Origin of the sequence: Pontibacter vulgaris, assembly GCF_022758145.1 — a bacterium.
In the GTDB taxonomy this organism is placed as follows: domain Bacteria; phylum Bacteroidota; class Bacteroidia; order Cytophagales; family Hymenobacteraceae; genus Pontibacter; species Pontibacter vulgaris.
On the sequence record NZ_JAJVDH010000008.1, the window covers coordinates 104,477 to 128,133 of the forward strand.

The following is a 23,657-nucleotide window of genomic DNA, read 5'->3' on the forward strand; positions in this document are numbered from 1 at the left end:
GTTGGTATACGGTGTAATTATGATGCAATATTAACAATACTAACCCAATTTTTGAGCATCTGCAAACCATAAGTGGTAAGAGCAGCCTCCGGATGAAACTGCAAAGCATACAAATTCAGCTCCTTATGCCTGAAAGCCATCAGTTCACCATCCTGCGTATGGGCCAGTGCAAGTATACTTTCGGGTAAATGCCGCAGCACCAGCGAGTGGTAGCGTACCACTGGCATTTGTGTTGGCAAGCCTGCAAAGATAAGGTCTTCTTCACATATCATTTCTGAAATTTTGCCGTGCATAGGCCTTATGCCTTTCTCAAGTCTGGCTCCAAAAAACTCGCCCAGCGCCTGGTGCCCAAGGCAAATACCCAGCATGGGCACCTGCTCATGGTAATACCTGATCACGTCCATCATAATGCCGGCATTTTCAGGCGTGCCCGGCCCCGGGGACAACACAATGGCAGTTACCGGTAACTTCGTAATTTGTTCCAGTGGCACATCATTCCTGACTACATGCGCCTCCACCCCTAGCTGCCCGAAATAATCAACCAGGTTATAGGTAAAAGAATCAAAATTATCGAGCAGCAGCAACATGGGTGATGAATGTGCTAATGTGTAAATTATTTAATGCGTTACTATTTACAAATGATTTCTATAGTTGGACTTATAGTTTTCATAGCTTCTGAAAAACTGCATTTATAGATTGTTGGTAAAAATGCCAACCAATGGCTATAACTTACATCCGTAAACAGCTTCAAAGTATAAAATGACGAGCGAGCCATACTCATACTATAAGTATAAACTCTGTCCGGTAGCTTCAAATTCAGTTATTAGAAATTATTTTTCAGGGATGTCAGCAGCGCTTTTATAAACGGAAGTACATAGCCCAATGTATCTAATGCGTAAGGAGTGGATTTAAGAACAACCGGGTAAATGATCGAAGCATCGGCTGTGCCTTTTGTTATACTTATACCTGCCATACCTGAAACGTAGAAGAGCAGGCTTAAAGCAAAGCACCATTTCAGCGCCCCAAGTATAGCGCCCATCAGGTTATCGAACATGCCGAAAGGCGTGAAATCAACAGCTTTTTTAAGTATAATGCCTGCTAATCTTACCAGCAGAATAATACCCACAAACACAACCAGGAAAGTAACATAAGGCAACAGGCCACCGGCATCGCCAAAAAAACCGCGCATTACGGGCAATGCCGTATCCAGTAATTTAAGGCCGCCAAGTATAGCAATCACCAGCGCTACCAACGACACCAGTTCCAATAACAAACCTTTCCGGAAACCCTGAAAAGCACCGAAGGCAATCGGGATGGCTAAGAAAATATCAAACGTGCTCACAACAGAAAAAATTAAGGCAGAAGCAGCCAAACACCAGCCACTTCTGCCTTCAAATATACTTTAAAAAGAAGCACTACTCAATAGCTTTTGCAGCTGTAGTAGCTCTTTTAAAACTTAAAAATCTGTGTTGTTCAGTAAGGCGCCTACTGCGCTGGAAATTGCACGGCCATCTGCCTGCCCAGCCAGCTCACGCGATGCAACACCCATTACTTTCCCTAAATCAGACGGGCCGGTAGCACCTACACGCTGAATAATTTCAAGCAATCTTGCACGCAGGTCGCCTTCATCCAGTTGCTTTGGCAGGTATTCCTCAATCACGGCCAATTCTGCCAATTCAATTTCTTCCAAGTCGGCGCGGCCTTGCTTGGCGTATACTTCCGCCGATTCGCGGCGCTGCTTCGCAGCTTTTGTAAGTAACTTTAACTCCGTGTCTGGTGTAAGCCCTTCGCCACCGCCTTTTTCAGTTTCGGCCAGCAGTATCAACGATTTTATACTTCTCAATGCCTGCAGGCGGCCTTTTTCTTTTGCCAGCATGGCCTGCTTTATGTCTGCCTCAATTCTTTGTTTTAAGCTCATAGTTTTAATGTTAATTTATACTTCAAGACGAGGCACTTAGGTGTTGCCTGTATTTTATACACTACTATAGCCGTAGCTTTAGGTTATCATCTTAAACAAAATTCAGCTAATTTAGTCTGCTGTAACAGAAAGTATAACCCGGCCCCAAAAGCCGCCATTACCATACACATGACCAAACTGAGTGTAAATATAAACAAAATAGCCACGCTGCGTAACGCCCGTGGCGGCGACAGGCCCAATGTGGTGCAGGTTGCCAAAGATTGCGAACGCTTTGGTGCGCAAGGTATAACCGTGCATCCGCGCCCCGACGAGCGCCACATTCGCTACCGCGATGTATACGACCTGAAAGACATAGTTACGACAGAATTTAACATCGAAGGCAACCCGACACCTGACTTTCTAAAGCTTGTAAAAGAAGTGCGCCCTGAACAGGCCACATTAGTACCCGATGCACCTGACGCCATCACGTCCAATGCCGGCTGGGACACGCTTAAGCATAAAGATTTTCTGACGGATGTAATTCTGGAGCTCAAAGAACTGGGCATCAGAACTTCTATTTTTGTTGATCCGGAGGAAAGTATGATTGAAGGTGCGGCACTGGTTGGCACCGATCGGGTAGAGCTTTACACCGAAGCATATGCCAGCAACTACCACAGCAACCGTGAAGAAGCCATAAAACCATACTTAGCGGCTGCCATCAAGGCACAGGAATTTGGAATTGGCCTGAACGCCGGACACGACCTTGATCTGGATAACCTGAAATACCTGAAAGATACATTACCGGGGCTGCTGGAAGTAAGTATAGGCCACGCCCTGATCTGCGACGCGCTATACTTTGGGCTGGAGAATACAATTCAGCTTTACCTGCGCCAGCTTAAATAACCGTGGTAAATACGATAACCATACAGGAGTTTCTGGAGAAGGCCAAAAGTCTGCCAGTGTTGGATGCCCGTGCACCCAAAGAGTATGCAACAGGCCATATCCCGGTAGCCAGAAGCTTTCCTATCTTTTCGGATGAAGAGCGCGCCACTGTTGGCACTGCCTACAAACAACAAGGCCACGACCCGGCAGTACTAATAGGCCTGGACTTGTTTGGCCCAAAAATGTCGGAGTTTGTGAAAGAAGCAACTAAACTGGCTCCGGAAAAAGAACTGCTTGTACATTGCTGGCGTGGTGGTATGCGAAGCGGTGCCATGGCCTGGCTTCTTGATTTCGCCGGTTTCAAAGTAAACTTATTAGAGGGCGGTTATAAGTCATACCGCCATTTTATACAAGAGCAGTTCTCGGGTCCGCAGCACCTGGTTATACTTGGCGGCCTTACCGGAAGCGGCAAAACCGACCTGCTGCCTTACCTGCAAAAACTAGGGCAACAAACAATTGACCTGGAACGGCTGGCTTGCCACAAAGGCTCGGCTTTCGGAAGTATACACATGCCGCCGCAACCATCCACCGAAATGTTTGAGAACCTGCTGGGCACAGAGCTATTAAAAATTAACCGGAAGCAACCGCTTTGGCTGGAAGATGAAAGTGTAACCATAGGCAAAGTAGTTATGCCCAAACCATTCTACGACCAGATGCAGCAGGCTACTGTTATACAGCTAGAGATTCCGAAGGCAGCGCGCGTGCAGAAATTAGCCGCCGAATACTGCCATACCGATAAAGCAATTCTGGAAACAGCCATACTTAAAATTCAGAAACGCCTCGGTGGCCTGGCTACCAAAGAAGCGCTTGAGGCCATTGCCGCCGGCGATATGGAGAAGATGGTAGACATTGCCCTAAGCTACTACGACAAAGCCTATAATTTTGACCTCGACAAAAAACAACGTGTGCTGTCGCTCCCTTTACCTAGTATAAACCCGGAAGAGAATGCACATCAGATAGTAGAATTTGCAAAAATGCATCAGCTGATTTAGTTATGGAAGAAACATCAATACAAGAAATAAAGCTTACCCAATACAGCCACGGCGCTGGTTGCGGCTGCAAAATATCGCCTAAAGTGCTCGATACTATCCTGCACACCGATATCACTTATCCCGAAAACAAAAACCTGCTGGTTGGCAACAGCTCCCGCGACGATGCCGCCGTGTACGACATTGGCAATGGCCGCGCCGTTATCAGCACCACCGATTTTTTTATGCCAATTGTGGATGATGCCTATGATTTTGGTCGTATTGCATCGGCTAACGCTATTTCGGATATCTATGCCATGGGAGGCACGCCAACTATGGCCATTGCGGTATTAGGCTGGCCCATTGATAAACTGGCCCCTGAAGTAGCTAAACGCGTAATAGAAGGCAGCCGCAGTATTTGCCACGAAGCAGGTATACCTTTAGCCGGAGGCCACAGCATCGATAGCCCCGAACCTATTTTTGGCCTGGCTGTAACCGGCATGCTCGATATCCCTAACCTGAAACAAAACGATACCGCCACCGCTGGCTGCGAATTATACTTAACAAAACCGCTTGGCGTAGGCATACTTACCACCGCGCAGAAAAAAGCCATACTTAAGCCGGAGCACACGCACCTGGCACCTCAGCAAATGATGCAGCTGAATAAAATTGGGGAAGAACTGGGTAAGCTACCGCAGGTTAAAGCCATGACCGATGTTACAGGTTTTGGTTTGTTAGGCCACCTGTCAGAGATGTGCGAAGGCAGCAACCTTACAGCAGAAGTATACTTTGATAAAGTACCGGTTATACCTGAGGCGCTGGAGTACCTGGCACAGAAAGCTATACCTGGCGGCACAAACCGTAACTTCGATAGCTACGGCCACAAAATTGCAGCCCTCACCCCAGACCAGAAACACCTGCTCTGCGACCCACAAACCAGCGGCGGCTTGCTAGTAGCTGTTGACCCTGCCGGCCGTGAAGAAGTATTGCAGCTTTTTGCAAAGTATAACCTGGACCTTCAGCCATTAGGTGTTTTAAAAGAGCGCGGAGCTGATGAGAAATTAATTCAGGTAGTATAAAGGCTGCTATCTAATAAGCCTATACTTGCGTAAGCCTTAAAACTGATTACTGTTTACTAATAACTGCTCACTGTACTTACTGTTAACTGAAAGTATGAAATTACACTACCGCGAAATGGGCCATGGACAACCACTGCTAATATTGCACGGCTTGTTTGGCACATCCGATAACTGGCAAACACTGGCCAAGCGTTTGGCTGAAAACTATAACGTATTTCTTGTAGACCTGCGAAACCATGGCCGCTCGCCACACAGTGACCAGCACGACTACGATGTAATGGCAGCCGATGTGCTGGCGCTCGTAGATGAGTTGCAAATTCCAACACCAGCCATTATGGGCCACTCGATGGGCGGCAAAGTAGCCATGAATTATGCGCTTAAATACCCAACCCGTCTTACCAAACTTATAGTTGTAGACATTGCGCCTAAAGCTTACCCACCGCATCACGATGAGATAATAGACGCATTGCAGTCGGTAGACCTAAGCACTGTTACAAGCCGTGGCGAAGTAGATGCACAGCTGGCTAAAACTATTAAAGAAGATGAGGTGCGCCTGTTCCTGATGAAAAACCTGTACCGCAAAGAAGATAACACTTTCGGCTGGCGCATGAACCTGGATGCCATTGAGAAGAACTACGGTAAAATTGCTGCAGCTATTACGTCAGATGTTCCTTTCAAAAAACACACCCTGTTTATAAAAGGTGGCAGGTCCCGGTATATTCTGCCGGAAGATATTTACAGCAGCATAGAGCATTTGTTTACGCTGGTTGAGGTTGAAACTGTGCCAAATGCCGGCCATTGGGTACATGCCGAAGCACCCGACCAGGTATACGAACTGGTTTCAAATTTTTTGGAAGCTCAGTAAACAAATACTGATTTACCAGAAATTTTCAAACTGCATCTGCACCTTCCTTACTGGCCCAGATTTATACCTGTGAAGATGTAAAAGCAATTAAAACCTAAATTGCATACTTGCAGATAACTTAAAAGCTGTCGCGGCAAAATGGCTGTGGCAGCTTTTTTATTTTGGCACCGTTATACTTTATACTTTTGCACCATGAAAAAATCCGGCACTTTATACTTAATCCCAACCATACTTGCTGAAGGCACCGCTGAGCAGGTGATCTCGCCACAAGTAAAAGACACGGTTCGACACCTTACCTATTTTATAGTTGAGAACCTGCGCACGGCCCGCCGCTTCGTAAAAAGCATTTGCCCTGAGCTGGTTATAGAGGAGTTGAATTTTGTTCAGGTTGATAAAGATGCCACGCCTGCACAGGTACAGGCTTCGCTTAAGCCATTGCAGGAACAAGGTATAGATGCCGGTATAATTTCGGAAGCTGGTTGCCCCGGCGTAGCCGACCCAGGTGCCGAAGTTGTAAAGTATGCCCACCAGAAAAGTATAAAAGTGGTGCCATTTGCCGGACCTTCGGCTATACTTTTAAGCTTAATGGGAAGCGGATTTAACGGGCAGCACTTCGCTTTTCATGGTTACCTGCCCATAGAAAAAGGCCCGCGCCTGCAGGCCCTTCGCCAGCTAGAAAAAGAAATGCTCCAGCGCGACCAGACACAGATTTTCATGGAGACGCCTTACCGCAACAATAAGCTGCTCGAAGATCTGGTGCATAACCTAAGTGGCAGCACGCGTCTCTGCATCGCAGCCAACATCACATCACCTGAGCACGAGCTTATCCAAACTAAAACCATAGCAGAATGGAAAGGCAAACTACCCGACATTCACAAGCAGCCAGCCGTGTTCCTGATCTATAAATAGTCCCCTCGATTTTAGATTAACGTTTTTAAGTTCCAGCTGATGCTCACACGCGCCAGAGGTGAGCGAGAGCATTTATTGGCCAGCTAATTTAACGTGAACTTAAATTCTAAATCGATTAAAGTATAAAATAGAAAAGGCCCCCGGAGTCCGGAGGCCTTTGTCTTGTGAAGAAGACTACTACTTAGTTTTCTAATTTATTCACTTTACTAACTTAAAATATCTTTTAGGCTATTGTGCATCCCACCATACTCTGGTGTAGTTGTCGTCAGCACCCTGGCGGGTAACAGCTTCAGTATAGCCAGCCTCATTCAGTGCTTTCGCGTTTGATGGATAACCCATTCTGCGCGGAATACCTCTTGAGTCTACTGCATCAGGAGCTGGTGCAAGTACAGGGAAACCTGTTCTTCTCCAGTCTGTCCATGACTCAAAGCCATTCAGGTACTGGTGCACCCACTTCTGAGAGATAATTTTCTCTAAACCATTGGCAGTAGTATAAGCTATGTCAGCATCAGCTATGAAAGCATTATAAGCTGCTTCGTCATACACACCCCAGAATTCCCAAGAAGCTTTGATCGCGCTGTTATACAGGTCTGCTACAGCACCGCCGTTCGGAATTGTAAAGCCTCTGTGTACAGCTTCTGCTTTTACAAACTGAACTTGTGCATAAGTAAAGATTGGCGCTTCTGTATCGGAAGCCTGTAGGCGTGCACCTATACGGCTGTAGATACCAGGTATGTTTTTAGCTGCTGAGCTACCATATGGTAAAGGCTTAACCTCAGAACCGTTAAGAACCTCACCATATACAAACACGCGTGGGTCGTTGTTAGCTAGCATGTAGTTACCTAAAGTGCTGCTAATGGCATAGTCATTACGGTTGTCATTAGAGTAGTTCTCGTACCAAGGGTTCCAGTTGTTAGGGTCTCCGCCGATAAACTTATAGGTAATGTTCTGTGCATTGCTCTCAATTACACCATCAGTTAAAGCAGCTGTCATTTCAGTCTGAGCCTTTGCAGGGTTCTTCTTCATCAGGCGAAGCGACATGAACAAACGGGTTGTGTTAGCAAAACGCTTCCAGGCAGCCATGTCTCCACCTAGCAGGATATCGCCGGTAACGCCAGCCTCACCAGTATTGATCATAGCCTGCGCTTCTTTCAGCTCCTTAAACAGGTCGTTGTAAATATCTTCCTGCTTGTCATACTTTGGCTGCAGTACCTGGTTGCCTTTCAGCGCATCAGAGTAAGGAATATCGCCATAAATATCAGTCAGGAACCAGAAGTAATAAGCCTTCATGATACGGGCTACAGCAATCTGGTTGTTTTTAGAGCCGTTACCGATATCAGCCAGTTTGCTGTCTTCGTTGTTCAGGTTGATGATGGTCTGCAGGTTGTAAAGCGGGCCTGTATACCATGCCGTCCACGACAGGTTTCTAACTGAATACAACGAGCTGGCAGGATACGGGCCTTCAGCCAAATGCTGGGCATACAGGTCCAGGTACTCGGTACCATAGCCGGCTACGTTACGGATTGGAGCATTCCAAACCGTGAAAGGAAGCTGCTGTAAGGCAAACGTTAAAAGGGTGCGTGTAGGCGCTTCTTTCACCTGTCTTGGATCGACGTTCGTGTCGTCAAAATCACTAGGATCGCACGCGACCATAGCAAAAAGCACCGCGATGAATAATATAAATTTATTTTTCATATAAGATCAAACTTTAAAAAATTACAGTCTTACTTTCAGGTTAATACCCATTGTGCGGGTAGATGGCAACTGGCCACCTTCGAACCATGTTTCTTCCAATTCTGATGGGTCAACGCCGAACTCTTTACCAGGAGCGCTGATCAGCCATGCGTTGCTTACCATTACACCAAGGTTAGCACTTTTGATTGTGTTACCAAGTAATGATTTAGGAAGGTCGTAACCCAGGCGTACTTCGCGTAGTTTCAGGTAAGAAGCATCTATAACCATCTGGTTGATGTTATCGCGCTGAAGTGAAGTATAGAAGTAGTTACGCGCAGGAATGTAAGTCGTGTTTGGTTTGCCGTCAGCATAAACGCCCGGGATCAGGATACCACCACCATTTGATGGGAAATCTCTCCAATCGTGGCCTTTATCGTTTACACCAACTGTGTTCTCATGCAGACCTGTACCATATCCGTACATTTTAGTAAGCGAGTGGAACAAACCACCTTTCTGGAAGTCGATAGAGAAGGCAAGGTTAAAGCCTTTGTAGCTGAAGTTGTTGAACAAACCACCGGTAAAGTCTGGCTGTATAGTACCTCTCTCTTTGTTAATATCATACAGAGGAATACCGTTAGAACCAACTTTAACATTACCCTGCTCATCGCGCTGCCACATACGGCCTACCAGCATACCCCACTCTTTACCAACACGGTGCTCCAGGCGGGTATCGTTACGCTGTGTACCTGCTAAGTAATTTGTAAGGCCATCAGAAAGCTCAATTACTTTTGAGCGGTTTCTACCCATGTTCAGGCTTACATCCCACTTGAAATCGCCGTTTAAAGGAGTCGCATTTATACTTGCCTCTATACCTTTACGCTGTATTTTACCTGCGTTAATCTGGTAGTTGCTGAAACCTGTTGAAGGGTCGATGTTCAGAGGCAGGATCTGGTCTGTGTTATCATCCTGGTAATAAGTAAATTCAATACCTACAGCGTTAAATAAGCGTAAATCGGCACCAAATTCTCTTGATGTTGTAAGCGCAGGCATAATATTACCTGTTCTGTACTCATTGCCCACTTCAGCAGAAGGAGTAGAACCGTAAGGCGATTTATTATCTGTAGTAGTATAAACCTGGAAAGGACTTAAGTCTGCACCAACCTGTGCCCAAGAGGCTCTTAATTTACCAGTTGTCAGCACGTTAGTGATCGGGCTGTTCTTCATCAGTTCGGTAAATACAAAGCTACCGCCTATAGATGGATACAGGAAGGAGTTGTTTTTAACCGGAAGTACCGAAGACCAGTCGTTTCTTGTAGAGGCATCTATAAACAGGAAGCTCTTATAGCCAAACGATGCACGGCCGTATACGCTTCGAACCTGTTTCTTAGAATAACCTCTTGCTATGTAAGGGCGGGCAATAGAAGCGTTAATATCAAAGTAGTTAGGGAAAGACAAACCACCCTGCGTAACTTCTTCCAGCTGGTTGTAGCTATCCTTGCGCAGGTTACCACCCACAAGGGCGTCTACTGAAAAATCGCCGAACGCTCGCTTAAAGTTCAGGTTCGATTCGTAGTTCATTTCGCGGAAGGTGTTCTGGTAGAGCGAGTATTCGTCTGTGTTCAAACCACCTGAAGCGATACGGAAATCACCTTCGCCATTTCTTAAGCTCATACGGGCATAAGACTGCCAGCTGAAGTAATCGTTTATTTTATAGTTTAATCCAAGGTTACCAACCAAACGGTTAGAGTTTGATGTACCATAGTTCTCGTTAACTACAAAGTATGGAGAGTCCCAGTACTGTGGAGCCAGGTATAACGACGGATCGCCTGTACCATTCGGGTCGCCTATGTTCCATGACTGAAGCGAGCCATCTGCGTTGCGATAGTTCTTCAATCTTTCCAGGTCAAGCTGGCGCTGGAACCACTGGTTAAAGTTCTGCGTCACGTTCAAACCATCCAGGCGGTATCCTTCTTGCGGACGACCATCCTGTTTGTTTGATGTAAAGCTCATATCAGCAGAAACTGCCAGCTTTTTAGTAACATCCAACGTGGTATTTAAACCTACCTGGTGCTGGTTACGCTCTGCATTAGGTATGATAAGCGTACGCTGCTGGTTAGCGTAGGTCAGGCGGTAAGTATAATTATCAGCACCACCACTGAAAGCGATACTATTGTTTAAGTTTTTACCTGTTTTGTAAAAGTTCTTGATGTTATCCGGCTGCGGAGTAAGCGGGCTTAGCTTACCAAAGTCAGCGCCAGGGTACCATGAATAGTATGGGCGATAAGGCTGGCCATTCATTTTAGGACCCCAGCTTTCATCGGCACCATAGTCTAATATACGCTGGCCATCAAAAGCGGCCCATTCTGCAGGGTGCGTTCCTGGCTTATATCTGAATATGTAATAACCTTCAGCATCGTAGGTAGTACCCGGAGATTTAGCGTTAGAAGTATAACCACCTGCATAACTATTCTGGTAAGGCATGGTTACCGATGGGTTTTCAAAAGCAGCGGAAAGGTTCAGCTCTACTGTAGGAGTACCTCTTGTTCCTTTTTTGCTCGTGATCATAACCACACCGTTAGCAGCACGCTGGCCGTAAAGGGCAGTTGCTGCCGCACCTTTCAGCACCGAAATGCTCTCAACGTTATCCATAATTACGCTGTTCTGGTCTGTGATAGTACCATCTACAACATAAAGCGGAGGCTGAGAAGTGTTAAGGCTGTTAGCGCCACGAATAACGATGTTGGCGTTATCGAAGTTAGAGCTTGGCGAACCTTGCAGCTGTATACCTGAAACTTTACCAACTAGCGCTGAACTTACGTCATTGGATTTGGCATACGTAAGGTTTTCGTTGCTTACAGCACCAACCGAGTAAGGTAGTGTTTCCTTTTCGCGCTGGTAACCAAGGGCTGTAACTACAACTTCGCTCAGCTGCTTTGTATCAACAGGAAGGCTGATGTTAACAGTTGAAGCATTGCCTATAGCACGCTCTGTAGTTGTATAACCGATAAAACGGAATACAAGAGTAGTACCGCCTTCGGGTACATTCAGTGAATAAGAGCCATCAGCTCCGGTGGCCGTGCCTGTTGTAGTTCCTTTTACCAACACGGCTACACCCGGCAGCGGTTGGTTAGTAGAAGCATCAGTCACCTTACCGGTGATAGCTCTTACCTGGGCCATGGCCTGCTGCAGCAGTACCGACACCATGCAAAAGCATAACAGTAATAGTTTTTTCATTGCGCTTTGTGTTTAAGGTGAGATATAAATTATAATTAGTAATCACTTCAGTTGTAAGCAGGAGTTATACTTCGGTCATTTTCCTGATCCCTTTGTTTAACCAAACGCCTACCGGTTACCTGCTTTTATTATAGTATAAACTATAAAGCGCTAAACCATCCTTATGAGCCAACCTAGACATTTGGTAAAGTGCTCGCCTCTATTAAAATGCAATAAAAATTATTCCGTCCCTCCTTAACCTACCCTCTTGTTTCTTTGAAAATCCAAAGCCAGGTTTTCATATTATTCTCTGCCTGCAAAGCTTATTCCGGCAGATAATTCATTTCAGCTTTACCTGGAAACTATACATTCATGAATTATCCAAACTATAAAATTCCAGCTGTAGCAGATCAAAGAAAGTATCTGTTAACCGATTATCACTTGATGATACCTCTTACAGATACCTAATTATAAGATTATTTTTATTCACGCGCAAAGAAATATTCAAAAATTTTCTTATTTATATATAATGTTAAAACATCGATTTTATACTTTGCTACATACCTTAAAGTATAAAAGGCCGCAACTAACAGTCAGCTGCGGCCTCTCAGGTATGGTTCACAAAATAAAAGGCCCCTGGTTTCCAGGGGCCTTTATAAGTTGAAGAAAGTAAAAAACTAGTTTCCCAGTTTATGCATTTGCTTCATTTAATATACTTGAAGTCTAACTTCGAAAGCTTAATGCTATTTACGCACAAGTTTTTCAGAGATTTTACGTGGCGCAGCTACGTTATAAGCGTAGTTCAGCGTGAACGTTTTTGTAGCAGGGTCATAAGAGTTTTCACCTGTTTCAAATACATCCTGAGCACCAGCAACTGCAGTTGGATCTGCTAATACGTCTACTGAGTTATCAGCATTTACACGCACGTACATAAAGTAACCAGCGCCTCCAAGGTCACCAAGCTCTACTCTAGATGTGTTACCGTTTACAGTAGTCATATCTTTATCATGGTGAATTTCTCTTGATGCAGAAGCAACTGGGTGTGTGAAGAAACCTGTAGCGGCATACTTAGCATGGTAAGCATTCTTAACTGCTATCCTTGCTAACAGACCATTGTAGTTACCGCTGATAGTATAACCAGGCTTATCTACACTTACAATATTGAAAGCAATACCATAAGGGTTAGAAGCATCAAGCTTGCTGGAGTTGGTTGCTAATTTAAGCACACCATCTCTGCTACCTTTAGGGATTGTAACTGTAAGGCCTTCCGGGAAAGAGTATAAGTTTGATGGTAATACGGCAACAGTTGCCTTATTATCAGTGTTATACTTGCTTACCATTGCCTGAGTCTTATCGATGCTCAAAGTTACCTTGATATCTTCCTTCGCTACTTCGTTAGCAGCTAAGTGGATAGTTACAAAGTCAAGCGTAACGGTTGCATCTTTAATATCAAGAGATACAGCCTTAGAGCGAGCAGGAATTTCGATAATCTGTTTCGCATCAAGATTAATCATTCCGTACTTCTGATCTTCAATCTCCTTATCGTCTAAGCAAGACGTAAGCCCGATTGCTAAAAATGCCAGGGCATATAATTTAGTGAACGTCTTCATTTTCGTTTTTTAAATACTATAAATTAATTATTTATCCCAGAATACAGTTGATGTCTGAGCACTGATTGAACCTTCGGCTGCAACGTTAGCAGCGTTGTAGCTATACTCGCTTTGTGGGTAAAGCAAGCGCTTTGGTATACCATTAGTGCCTCTGCTTGGCGCAAGAGATAATGGAAGATCAGTTGGAACACCAAGTCTTCTGTAGTCTACCCATGCTTCGAAATTGTTTACACCAACAAGTGCAAGGTATTTCTGCATTACGATAAATCTGATTTTGTCAGAAGCTGCGTCATAATTAACCAACGCATTTTCCTGAGCCAGGTAGTCAGCAGCTTCAGCTTCAGCGTCTTCAACATCTAACCAAACGAATGACTCTTCTACTGCTGCTTCAAATGCTGCTTTAGCATCACCGGCAATCCAACCTCTTTGAGTTGCTTCTGCCTGCAGGAACAAACTCTCTACAGAAGTGAATAACCACTGTGGCTGAGTAGCGCTTTTAGCAAGACCAGGACCAGCTACGTCAGATGAGTTAGCAGCCTTAGGGTCGCTGTTAGGAATTACCTCACCAAAGTTATAACCATAGTAAGTGTTATTATTAAGTGGTGTAGCAGCCTTGCTGAAGAAATACTGATAGCGGATATCGTTGCTATTCTGCATTTTCTTAAGCACATAGTTGTTAGCTCTGTTATACTGATCCAGGGCACCTGAAAATGACTTTTTGTAAGTGTCATAGAACGGGTTCTGCTGGCCATCAACAATAGCATAACCTGGCTGTACTTCTGCAGTTTCGCCGGCCATTAAGAAACCACTTCCATCAGCATTGATCTTTGCCAATTCTGCTGTAGGGTTTGCATTAACCTGCGACTGACGAAGAAGCAACTTCAGACGCTGCGTGTTAATAAGCTTTCTCCACATAGTTGCATCACCGTGGAACAAGATATCAGCTGTCTCGATCTCCGGAGTAACTTCTGCTTCTGCAAATAATTTTGCAGCCTCATCTAGCTGAACAAGTAGGTCAGCATAGATAGCATCTCCTTTGTCGTAAGCAGGCAAAATGTTATTTGTGATATCAAATGCCTTTGTGTAAGGAACGTTACCATACTGGTCTACCAGGTACATAAAGCCTATTGACTTCAGAACTTTGGCAGCACCTGCATAATATGTCTGGCCGCTAGCTTCAGCCTTTTTCTCCATCAGGTTAACATCAAACAGGATGTCGTACCAGCCTGACCACTCATCCTGCTGGTAAGCCTGTGTAATGTTGTAAGACTCCTGCTCAGTGCTTGGTCCGTAAGTACCAGAACGTGCCCAGTAACCCATCCAATGCGCTGAATAGTCGTAAGATGTAGCCATTCTTGCAGCAGTTGCATGCAGCGATCTTGGCAAAAGTAACTGAGACGTGATAGACTGCTCTGTAGGAGCATTCGGGTTCTCGTTTATATCAAAAAATTCCTTTTCGCAACCTGCTGAAAACAGCATCACCAGGGCTAAAGCAGGATATATGATTTTCTTCATTTTCGTAATTTAAAATAATTAATGTCTAAATTCTTAGAATCTCAGAGTAACGTTAGCACCGAAAGTGCGCGTTGGAGGGTTGATCTGAGAAGTAGTTATACCTGCAGCGTTACCCTGTGAGAAGTTAAAGTCCGGATCCTGGAATTCGTTAGACTCAGGCAACCATAATACAAGGTTTCTTCCTGTAAGTGCTACTGTAGCGCCTTTAACAACATTCTGTCTTGAAAGGAATGAAGTAGGAAGTTCATAGCTCAAGGCTACTTCACGCAATCTCCAGTGAGATGCACTTGTAATGAAGTTAGAACGTACGCTTCTGAATACACCAGTGTAGAAGTCATTCACGTTGCTAACTGTTACGTTAGTGTTCTCAACATAAGTACCATCAGGACCTAAGATAGAAGAGTTAGGGAATACAAATTTCTCACGGTTGTTACGTGCTGAAGCAGCAGATACACCAGTCCATGCCATTGCACTTCCTATGTCATTGTAAGCATAGTGGCCACCTTTGTATTCAGCTAAAGCAGAAAGGTTAAAGCCTTTCCAGCTGGCAGATGGGTTAAGACCTACGATCCATTTTGGCAATGTACGGCCAAATGTCTTCAGGTTAGGATCTGCACTTGGGTAACCTGTTACAGCATCAACTATAACACGGCCCTGAGGATCTCTCAGGTAGTCTGTAGCTTTGATAACGAAAGCCGGCTGGCCAACAATTGCAAAGTTACCTGCAGCAGCAAAACCACCGATAAATAACTCATCAAGACCAGAATAGATGCTCTTAATTTCGCTGTCGCTGTAAGTAGCGTTAGCTCTGAAATCAAGTTTTACACCACCAAGGTTTACAAGTGGAGTTAAACGCAGGTCCATTTCAACACCCTGGTTGATGAAAGATGCCGCGTTGATGTTATTTTGTGTATAACCAGTTGCAGATGAAACACTGATCGGGATGATCTGGTTATCGTTATTTTGCTGGTAGTAAGTAGCTTCTAAGTTAATTTTACCACCCATGAAACCAGACTCGAAACCAAATTCCTTACTTTCAATGAATTCAGGCTCCAGGTTCTTATCATAAGTAGTATTTCCAGCTGTATAACCTGGCAAGCCACCGTAAGGGAAACCATTAGCCTGGCTGAAAGTAGCAGCAAGCAAATAAGGGCTAATTTCAGCGTTACCGGTTTTGCTCCAAGAACCTCTCAGTTTCAGGTAAGATAATACATTGCTGTTAGCTAAGCCACTGATTGCATCAGATAATACCAACGATGCGTTAACACCTGGGTAGAAGAAAGAGTGGTTACCTATTGCCAGTACAGAAGTCCAGTCGTTACGACCTGTTATTTCCACGTTAGCCCAGCCTTTGTAGCTTAAACCAGCACTTGCATAAGTAGAGAACAATCTTGAACGTGTGCCCGGAGAAGAACCAGTTAACTGACCTGTTAAGTTTTCAATGTTGAATAACTCAGGAACAACAAGGCTACCTGCACCAACTCTTGTATCACGGGTATCAGTCTGGCGCACATATGTACCAACAATACCTGTTACTTTAAAGCTCTCGCTGATTTCTTTGTTTAAGCTGGCAAATGCCTCAGAAGATAAGCGTGAATACTTATAAGCTCTTTCCTGAACAGCGCCTGGGATAGAAGAGAAACCTCTGTCGATACCATAAGGAGTAGGTATTTCGCCTTTAGAAGTTCTTCTCTCAGTAATATTCTGGTTAGTTAAACCGGCTCTGTAAGTCAGGTTTAACCAGTCTGTAGCTTTGAAGTTCAGATCAAGATTTGTTAATAAATCTTCTCTCTTACCTTCTTTACGCCAGTTGTCAATTGCAAAGTAAGGGTTCAGACCATAGTCGTTAAAGAAACCGTTATATTCTGCAAAAGGATCGTTTTTGAAGTCTTTGTAATTGTTGATCGGAATATGAGCAGGTGTGTTGAAGATAAGGTTCATCAAACCACCGTTCAGACCCACGTTGTTTGCAATGTGGTAATCTTCCATTGCAAGATCATCAAATACGTTGTAGTTCTGCTGGATGTAGTTTGTGTTTAAACCAACTTTGAATTTACCGTACTCACGGCCTGTGTTTAATCTCAAACCAGTTCTGCGGTTCTCATCATCCGGTACAATACCTTTGATCATCGCATCCTGGAAGCTGATATAAAAATCTTTAGCACCAAATGAGATGTCGTTTTGAGTAGTGATACCAGTTTTGAAGAATTCTTTTCTGTCGTTAGTTGGGCTATACTTTACTTTCTGTACAGAACCATCAGGCAATACATGGCCTATTTCAACTTCAGAACCATCGAAAGCAGGGCCCCAAGACCAGTTTTCGTAAGGGATATACTCTCCGTAACCACCGCTACCAAACTGAGTCTGGAACTTAGGGAAGAAAGAGATTTGCTGTAATTGTGTTGAATGACCAACTGTTACAGTTGGTTTTTCATCAATTGAGCCTTTTTTAGTTGTAACTATAATAACACCGTTACGAGCATCCGGGCCATAAATAGCAGCCGCAGAAGATCCCTTCAAAACAGACACGTTTTCAATGTCGTTCGGGTTAATAGAAGACAGGTAGTTAATGTTTGCAGGTACGCCATCCAAAACCAGTAATGGGTTGTTATTACCAGTAATAGAGCGGATACCACGCAGGTTGATCTTAACGTTCTCAAATACACCGTTGTTAGTAGATGTAATGTTCAAACCAGCAACCTTACCTTGTAAACCATTGGCAATGTTAACCGGGTTTGCACGTGTTACCACTTCCTGGCTTACTGTAGCTGTTGCGTAACCAATCTCTTTTTTCTGTCTTTCGATACCAAGAGCTGTTACTACAACTTCGCTTAACTGCTTTGTATCAAGCGGTAAAGCAACGTTAACAGTAGAAGCGTTACCAATGGCACGCTCTGTAGATAAATAACCGATAAAACGGAATACTAACGTGTTGCCATTTGCGGGCACATTAATAGAGTAAGAACCATCTGCACCTGTTGCAGTACCCGCAGTTGTTCCTTTAACCAAAACTGTTACCCCTGGCAACGGTTGGTTGGTGGTTGCGTCAGTCACCTTACCGGTGATTGCTTTTACCTGGGCCATGGCCTGCTGCAGCAGGGCCGACACCAGCAAAAAGCATAACATTAAAACTTTTTTCATTTAGCTGTTTTTTAAAATTAGTATAAGTGTATTAAGGTAATTTTTTTCAGGACCACTTGGTCAATATCATGGTCTGTAGATTATGATCCGAATTTTCATTGTGTAGAATCTACTTCTCTTTGTTCACCTCCTTCTCTTTAAATGACTACACAAACATTCTATTTAAGCTTTAAATTATTCAGGAAGCCTTTGCGATATTTATGTTTAAACAAACACTTTCGTTTATCACCGGATTTATCCAACCCACAAAGTCTGCACTTTGCGATGGTTGGTTTTTTTCTCAATTCCTGAATACTATCAATTATATTTTATTGATTACTATAAAGGTGCATCACTGATCCGTAATGCCGTTACCTTCCTTTTACCAGAAAAGACTTCTGGCCAGAAGGGAGTTAATTTAAAAAGTGATTATGCTTGAAACGCCACCTAAGAGAAGCGTTGATTTTGGTAAAGAAGTGGAGACGAAGCAACTATTAAAGTAGAATTCGTTTTTCATTATAAACTAGTTTAAGGTGAGATATAAACCAATTTTAGATATTTTATTCTTCAAACACAAACATTAAAGTATACTTTATTTCAATTAAAAGATATTAACCTCATATAAAATCGCGCCACACAAAACTTAACTATCTGATATAAAAGCACTTGATAAAACAAAAAAGTATCAGGCGAACTTTTGTTTTTTTATCCACAAAACGCCTAAAAAAAGAAAAGGCCCCGGAAACCGGAGGCCTTTTCTTTTAAAGAAGACTACTACCTAATTACTTGTCAATGTTGATGTTGCAACAATGTTTATTTAACATCCCAGAACACTTTTGTTGTGGTTACATCGCCGCCAATAGCACCTGCAGCAGCATTGTAGCTGGCTGTATTTAGGTTTTGCTCCTGCACAGGATAAGGGAAACGAACCGGAATGGCAGGCAGAACAGCATTTGGTGGAGGCAACAATTTAGGGTAGTCCAACCGTCTCCATTCTGTCCATCCTTCTATACCTCTGTTGTATAAGGCAATCCATTTTTGGGTACCAATCCTTTCAAAAGCATTACCAGTAGTAAACTGCACGTCTGGCCGGAGAAGATAAGCCGCAGCGGCATCACCTACTCCCCAATCTTCCATAGAGGCCTGTATGGCATTGTTATAATATTGCACAGCCGTGTTTGGTACAACAAACCCTCTTACTGCGGCTTCAGCCAGGTAAAACTGTACTTCTGCGTAATCCATCAGCACGCCTCTGAAAGTAGGGGCTGTTATTGTCTCATCAGGTTTTGAGAAACGGCTGTAGCTGTTGCTTCTGCCATAAAGGCCACCCCTGAATCCCATAACTGTTTCATCTGCCGGCGTGTTAGGATCGTCGGGAACTACAGCCACCATGGTAAAGTAAGGATCGCGGCGCGGGTCTTGCAACGCTTCCATAACATCTACCAATGTATTAGCTGCCACATAGTCCCTTCTGCCGCTCTGCACCAGGTCTACCCAGATCGGATTGGTGTTTGGAGGAGTTGCCAGATACTGGAATGTAGCATTGTCGTCATTGGATCCAAAAACATTTGGAGCAGCTGCTTCAACTGCTGTTCTGGCTTTACCAGGGTCTACATCTGCTATGGTCATGCCGAGCCTTAGCTTCAGCGAATTACCGAATTTTATCCACTGTGTAATATCACCACCATAGATAAGGTCAGCGCTTCCGAAGCCTTCAGCGGTAGCATCCATAGAGGTTAAAGCATTATCTAACCTGGTAAGCAGATCATTGTAAATGGCTGCATCATCATCATATACCGGGTTCACATTTTCAATATCCAATGCCTCGTTGTAAGGAATATCTCCATACACATTCACTAAAATTGACCACGCATATACTTCGGTAATCTCGATCTGAGCAATCTGATTTGCCTTTGTTACCTCGTCAAGTTCTGTGTCGGCAGCCGTTATAGTTCTCGCCTCTCTTAAATCCCGCAGCACATCTCTGTAAATTACGTTCCAGAAGTTCTGGGGAATATTGCGGGTACTCAGGTCATAGCGGCTTTCATCAGTATAGGTGGTTTCTGTCCAGTACTGGGAGAGTAACCTGAACACATTCAGGTTCACGTTGGAGCTCGACACCACATCTGCCAGGGCTTTTTGCCCGTTAGAAAACAGTGTTGCCGCCGGTACATTTTCGCTTGCATTCTTCGGATCGGTATTCATTTCCTCGAAATCGTCCGTACAGGCAGCTACCGAAAGCACAAGTATAAAAACTGAAATTAGCTTTTTCATATCTCTGTAATTAGAATCTTGCCTTAACATTTATACCAATATTCCTGGTTGTTGGGTAGCTACCCACCTGGTATCCGCCGGACAGGTTACCGGAGCTTATACCATCTTCCGGATCCGCATCAGGGAGATTTTTATGGATGATCCAGAGGTTTCTGCCATAAGCTGAGAGCTCAATTCCTTTTATAAACCCAATGTTAGATATCAGTGCATCAGGTAATGCAAACCCCAGCGTTACTTCCCTTAATTTAACATAGCTGGCATCGTATACAAAGGCTGCCGCCGGGTTATAGGCATAACCAAACAGGCCATAGTCTGAAGCTGAAACCCTTACATCGTTAGGGGTTCCGTCTTCTTTAACACCTTTAAGTATAACGCCACCTCCTTCGTCCAGCGGGTTGCGAACCGGGTTGCCCAAGTCGTTGGTAAATGTAGTGGCTTTGCTTACGCCGGTAGCCAGGCCATAGTACTGGTCAAGCGAGAATACATCGCCGCCGTGTTTCATATCGATCAGGAAGCCTAAGGACAGACCTTTATACTTTACTGTATTTGATATACCGGCAATCCAGTCCGGATTCACGTTACCAATAACTTCGTTCGAGGTTGGCGAAATCAGGTAATAACCATCTTCATCCACCACGCGGTCTCCATTATCATTGAACACAAAGTTTGAGCCCCTGATGGTACCGTAAGGCTCGCCGACAGCTGCGTTAATGGATACACCACCCTGGAAGGCGCCGAGCTGGAAGTTATCAAACTCACCCAGGTCTACCACTTCATTTCTGAGCCTGGTCCAGTTGGCATTGATCGTCCAGGAGAAATCGTTGGTTTTAACAGGAGTGCCATACAGCGACAGTTCCACGCCTCTGTTCTCAATCTCGCCTAGGTTTGTAATCTTATTGTTGTAACCTGTTGTGCGTGATACAGAGGCCGGTACAATCTGATCTACAGATTTTGATTTAAAGTATGTAAAGTCAAAGCCTGTACGTCCATCCAGGAACGACATTTCCAGACCGGCCTCCCAGCTCTTGGTGCGCTCTGGTTTCAGATCCGGATTTCTCTTATCGCCTGATACAGAGAATAAAGGAATGGTTCCGAACGGAGTTGGTTTGGCGTATATATCATTTACATAATACACTGGCGCTAAAAGACCAACTTCAGCATAATTTAACCTGACTTTACCATTTGTAAGCCACATACGCGGCTCCATTAATTCTGTAAATACAAAGCTGCCGGAAACAGATCCATAACTAAAGGTATTGTTATCGGATGGCAACGTTGATGCCTGATCGACGCGGTAGGCCAGGTCTACAAAGGCCATGTCTTTATATCCGAGGGTTGTGCTGGCAAAATAACCGTTTACCTGTAGCTCTGTATCCTGCTCCAGAGGAGGCTCAAGCGGGTTAAGCGAGTTAGTTAACGCATAGAATCTTGGCACAACCAGCCCCCCGTTGGTTTCGGCAAAAACAGATTCTGTTTCTGTTTTGCGGATGTTTGTACCAATAGTGGCTTTTAGGTTAAATACTTCAGAAAGGTCTCTGTTTAAATTAGCCATCAGGTCATAGTTACGCTCCATAAACTTGCGGTTGAAGCGCTGGTATTTAGACGGAGATAGCGAACCTACGGCATATCTTTCTTCCTGGAGTTCATTATAAGTATCCAATGAGATCCTACCCATAATGTCCAGCCAATCGGTTAGCTTATAATCAAGCCTTACGTTACCGAAATATCTGTCCCTGTTATCGTTCTGGTAGTTCTCATAACGGGTCCAGTAAGGGTTATCCCAGTAAATAGGTACCAGGGCGTCAGGGTCGGCCCAGTTCCAGGTTACGTTTTTGCCTGTTCTGTCATAAGCATCTTCCAGCTCCTTAACATCAACGTTGGTTTGCCACCATTGCCTGAAGTTGGTTGCTACGTTCTTATCATCGTAGCCTGTGCCATACCTGCCTTTTCCTTCCACTACAGAATAGTTAACAGAAGCAGAGGCATTCAGTTTTTCTGTTATATCATAAGAAGCAGCAAAGTTCACGAAGTTCTTAAGTATCTTACTGTTAGGCAGAATTCCTTTGTCGCTGTTTCGTGTATAGCCCAGTTTAAAGTATCCCTTGTCGCCGCCGCCATCCAGCGTAATGTTGTTGGCAGTACCTACGGCATCTTTAAAAAACTCAGAAGGATCGTTCTTTGCAGCTACCCAAGGTGTTTTCTTGCCAAAGGATGGAGAAGATGGGTCAAATGCGTTCCATTGGTATACCAGCAGGTTAGGATCATACTTAGCGCCATAAGAGGCATCCTCGCTGGTTGGCACTACCAGGTCTTCCACACCATCGCCATCAATATCCCTGAACAGGAAAAAACCGGATGGGTCTTCGTAATAGGCTCCGTAACCGGCACCATACTGGTCCTGAAAATCAGTGAAAGTAGATTTATCTATAAAGCCAACGTTAACGCTTGAGTTTATAGTTACACCTATACCTTGTCTTTCCTTGCTTCCTTTTTTGGTAGTAATAATAATAGCACCGTTAGCAGCACGTGTACCATAAAGGGCTGTTGCAGCGGCACCTTTCAACACGTTTATAGATTCAATGTCATCGGGGTTAATATCAGCGGCGGCATTACCATAATCGTAACCCCCACGGCCTGTTGTCTGGTCGGCTGTGTTGGTATTAGAGTTATCAATGGGCACGCCATCCACTACAAACAAGGCTTGGTTATTACCAAACAGAGATTTACTACCGCGTATTACCACGTTTGTAGAGCCACCTAAGGTATTATTCCGCTGTATGTTTACACCGGAAACTTTACCTGACAGTGCATTTACAAAGTTTGCCTCTCTTGTAGTTGTTACTGCATCGCCCTGAACTGACTGTGCAGCATAGGGCAACTCATTTTTAGTACGTTGTATACCTAACGCAGTAACTACAACCTCACCAAGCTCTTTTGTAGCTAATGGGAGGCTCACATTTATAGTTGTTGCGTTGCCAATAGGGCGCTCAATTGTCTGGTAACCGATAAAACGGAACTCCAGGGTGTTACTTCCCTCAGGTACATTAAGGGAGTATGATCCGTCGGCACCAGTTGCAGTACCCGTAGTAGTACCTTTTACCAGCACAGAAACTCCTGGTAAAGGTTGGTTTGTAGCTGCGTCTGTTACCTTACCGGTAATTGCCCTGACCTGGGCCACAGTTTGTTGCAGCAGGGCAAACACCAGAAAGAAACTAAGTATTAGAAGTCTTTTCATTTGCTGTTCGATTAAAGCGAGTGTATTTAATTGTGGCTGAAGATAGCCAAGCACAAATCCCGGTCTTTCAGAGTTGGACCGTTCAGAGAAATCGCAGTTAACGCCAGCGCCATACGCGCTGTTCATCGGCAGGCAAAAGTATGCCGGCACCAATTGGGCCGTTCAGAGAGGAGAATTAACACCAGTGCCAGGCGGCAACTGTTCAGAATAGAGGCAATTGAAAACAGGCTACAGACGAGAAAACCTGTTAACGTGGAGTTTTGATTTCAGAATTGGCTTATAGCTGTTTCAATATTGCTATAGCAATTTAAAATATAATCAATTCTATAGTTATACTTAATATTTAAGTAATTGTT

16 protein-coding genes are annotated in these 23,657 nt (G+C 44.3%); 6 read left to right on the plus strand and 10 right to left on the minus strand.

Annotation, left to right across the window (positions count from 1 at the left end; all coding sequences use genetic code 11):
• Positions 1–17: 17 nt before the first annotated feature.
• The 3 genes from LWP20_RS17565 to LWP20_RS17575 form a co-directional block, all read right to left on the minus strand.
• On the minus strand, positions 18–587 hold the full coding sequence (locus LWP20_RS17565) for an anthranilate synthase component II (protein ID WP_242929488.1): 570 nt from the start codon (positions 585–587) through the stop codon (positions 18–20).
• Positions 588–823: 236 nt separating this feature from the next.
• Positions 824–1,342, minus strand: coding sequence for a CvpA family protein (locus LWP20_RS17570; RefSeq protein WP_242929489.1), 519 nt, complete (start codon positions 1,340–1,342; stop codon positions 824–826).
• A 114-nt stretch (positions 1,343–1,456) separates the two neighbouring features.
• On the minus strand, positions 1,457–1,918 hold the full coding sequence (locus LWP20_RS17575) for a GatB/YqeY domain-containing protein (RefSeq protein ID WP_242929490.1): 462 nt from the start codon (positions 1,916–1,918) through the stop codon (positions 1,457–1,459).
• 168 nt (positions 1,919–2,086) lie between these two features.
• Between LWP20_RS17575 and LWP20_RS17580 the strand changes: the two genes are divergently transcribed.
• The 5 genes from LWP20_RS17580 (at position 2,087) to LWP20_RS17600 (ending at position 6,660) form a co-directional block, all read left to right on the plus strand.
• Positions 2,087–2,800 carry a pyridoxine 5'-phosphate synthase gene (locus tag LWP20_RS17580; protein WP_242929491.1) on the plus strand — a complete coding sequence of 238 codons (714 nt, stop codon included), beginning with the start codon at positions 2,087–2,089 and terminating at the stop codon, positions 2,798–2,800.
• Between the two features lie 2 nt (positions 2,801–2,802).
• On the plus strand, positions 2,803–3,831 hold the full coding sequence (gene mnmH / locus LWP20_RS17585; RefSeq protein ID WP_242929492.1) for a tRNA 2-selenouridine(34) synthase MnmH: 1,029 nt from the start codon (positions 2,803–2,805) through the stop codon (positions 3,829–3,831).
• Between the two features lie 2 nt (positions 3,832–3,833).
• Positions 3,834–4,886 carry a selenide, water dikinase SelD gene (selD, locus tag LWP20_RS17590; RefSeq protein WP_242929493.1) on the plus strand — a complete coding sequence of 351 codons (1,053 nt, stop codon included), beginning with the start codon at positions 3,834–3,836 and terminating at the stop codon, positions 4,884–4,886.
• A 94-nt stretch (positions 4,887–4,980) separates the two neighbouring features.
• Entirely contained in the window at positions 4,981–5,751 is a 771-nt protein-coding gene (locus LWP20_RS17595; RefSeq protein ID WP_242929494.1) for an alpha/beta fold hydrolase, read from the plus strand.
• A 192-nt stretch (positions 5,752–5,943) separates the two neighbouring features.
• Positions 5,944–6,660 carry an SAM-dependent methyltransferase gene (locus LWP20_RS17600; RefSeq protein ID WP_242929495.1) on the plus strand — a complete coding sequence of 239 codons (717 nt, stop codon included), beginning with the start codon at positions 5,944–5,946 and terminating at the stop codon, positions 6,658–6,660.
• 228 nt (positions 6,661–6,888) lie between these two features.
• Here LWP20_RS17600 and LWP20_RS17605 read toward each other — a convergent pair whose 3' ends face one another.
• The 7 genes from LWP20_RS17605 to LWP20_RS17635 form a co-directional block, all read right to left on the minus strand.
• Positions 6,889–8,355, minus strand: a complete 1,467-nt coding sequence (locus LWP20_RS17605; RefSeq protein WP_242929496.1) for a SusD/RagB family nutrient-binding outer membrane lipoprotein — start codon at positions 8,353–8,355, stop codon at positions 6,889–6,891.
• Between the two features lie 21 nt (positions 8,356–8,376).
• Positions 8,377–11,568, minus strand: a complete 3,192-nt coding sequence (locus tag LWP20_RS17610; RefSeq protein WP_242929497.1) for a SusC/RagA family TonB-linked outer membrane protein — start codon at positions 11,566–11,568, stop codon at positions 8,377–8,379.
• 722 nt (positions 11,569–12,290) lie between these two features.
• Positions 12,291–13,157, minus strand: coding sequence for a BT_3044 domain-containing protein (locus LWP20_RS17615; RefSeq protein WP_242929498.1), 867 nt, complete (start codon positions 13,155–13,157; stop codon positions 12,291–12,293).
• 27 nt (positions 13,158–13,184) lie between these two features.
• The gene (locus LWP20_RS17620) at positions 13,185–14,672 is read right to left on the minus strand and encodes a SusD/RagB family nutrient-binding outer membrane lipoprotein (protein WP_242929499.1); all 1,488 of its coding nucleotides are present in this window, start codon (positions 14,670–14,672) and stop codon (positions 13,185–13,187) included.
• Between the two features lie 33 nt (positions 14,673–14,705).
• The gene (locus LWP20_RS17625; RefSeq protein WP_242929500.1) at positions 14,706–17,813 is read right to left on the minus strand and encodes a SusC/RagA family TonB-linked outer membrane protein; all 3,108 of its coding nucleotides are present in this window, start codon (positions 17,811–17,813) and stop codon (positions 14,706–14,708) included.
• Between the two features lie 792 nt (positions 17,814–18,605).
• The gene (locus LWP20_RS17630) at positions 18,606–20,066 is read right to left on the minus strand and encodes a SusD/RagB family nutrient-binding outer membrane lipoprotein (protein WP_242929501.1); all 1,461 of its coding nucleotides are present in this window, start codon (positions 20,064–20,066) and stop codon (positions 18,606–18,608) included.
• Between the two features lie 10 nt (positions 20,067–20,076).
• On the minus strand, positions 20,077–23,301 hold the full coding sequence (locus LWP20_RS17635; protein WP_242929502.1) for a SusC/RagA family TonB-linked outer membrane protein: 3,225 nt from the start codon (positions 23,299–23,301) through the stop codon (positions 20,077–20,079).
• A gap of 30 nt (positions 23,302–23,331) precedes the next feature.
• On the opposite strand from LWP20_RS17635, the gene LWP20_RS17640 reads away from it, so the two are divergent.
• Complete coding sequence (locus tag LWP20_RS17640; RefSeq protein WP_242929503.1) at positions 23,332–23,565, plus strand: hypothetical protein; 234 nt, start codon at positions 23,332–23,334, stop codon at positions 23,563–23,565.
• The last annotated feature ends 92 nt before the right edge of the window (positions 23,566–23,657 follow it).

Coding starts and splice junctions, on each gene's coding strand:
- LWP20_RS17610 (WP_242929497.1), bottom strand. CDS start 11,568: ATGAAAAAACTATTACTGTTATGCTTTTGCATGGTGTCGGTACTGCTG.
- LWP20_RS17600 (WP_242929495.1), top strand. CDS start 5,944: ATGAAAAAATCCGGCACTTTATACTTAATCCCAACCATACTTGCTGAA.
- LWP20_RS17575 (WP_242929490.1), bottom strand. CDS start 1,918: ATGAGCTTAAAACAAAGAATTGAGGCAGACATAAAGCAGGCCATGCTG.
- LWP20_RS17620 (WP_242929499.1), bottom strand. CDS start 14,672: ATGAAGAAAATCATATATCCTGCTTTAGCCCTGGTGATGCTGTTTTCA.
- LWP20_RS17565 (WP_242929488.1), bottom strand. CDS start 587: ATGTTGCTGCTGCTCGATAATTTTGATTCTTTTACCTATAACCTGGTT.
- selD (WP_242929493.1), top strand. CDS start 3,834: ATGGAAGAAACATCAATACAAGAAATAAAGCTTACCCAATACAGCCAC.
- LWP20_RS17635 (WP_242929502.1), bottom strand. CDS start 23,301: ATGAAAAGACTTCTAATACTTAGTTTCTTTCTGGTGTTTGCCCTGCTG.
- LWP20_RS17580 (WP_242929491.1), top strand. CDS start 2,087: ATGACCAAACTGAGTGTAAATATAAACAAAATAGCCACGCTGCGTAAC.
- LWP20_RS17625 (WP_242929500.1), bottom strand. CDS start 17,813: ATGAAAAAAGTTTTAATGTTATGCTTTTTGCTGGTGTCGGCCCTGCTG.
- LWP20_RS17630 (WP_242929501.1), bottom strand. CDS start 20,066: ATGAAAAAGCTAATTTCAGTTTTTATACTTGTGCTTTCGGTAGCTGCC.
- LWP20_RS17595 (WP_242929494.1), top strand. CDS start 4,981: ATGAAATTACACTACCGCGAAATGGGCCATGGACAACCACTGCTAATA.
- LWP20_RS17615 (WP_242929498.1), bottom strand. CDS start 13,157: ATGAAGACGTTCACTAAATTATATGCCCTGGCATTTTTAGCAATCGGG.
- LWP20_RS17605 (WP_242929496.1), bottom strand. CDS start 8,355: ATGAAAAATAAATTTATATTATTCATCGCGGTGCTTTTTGCTATGGTC.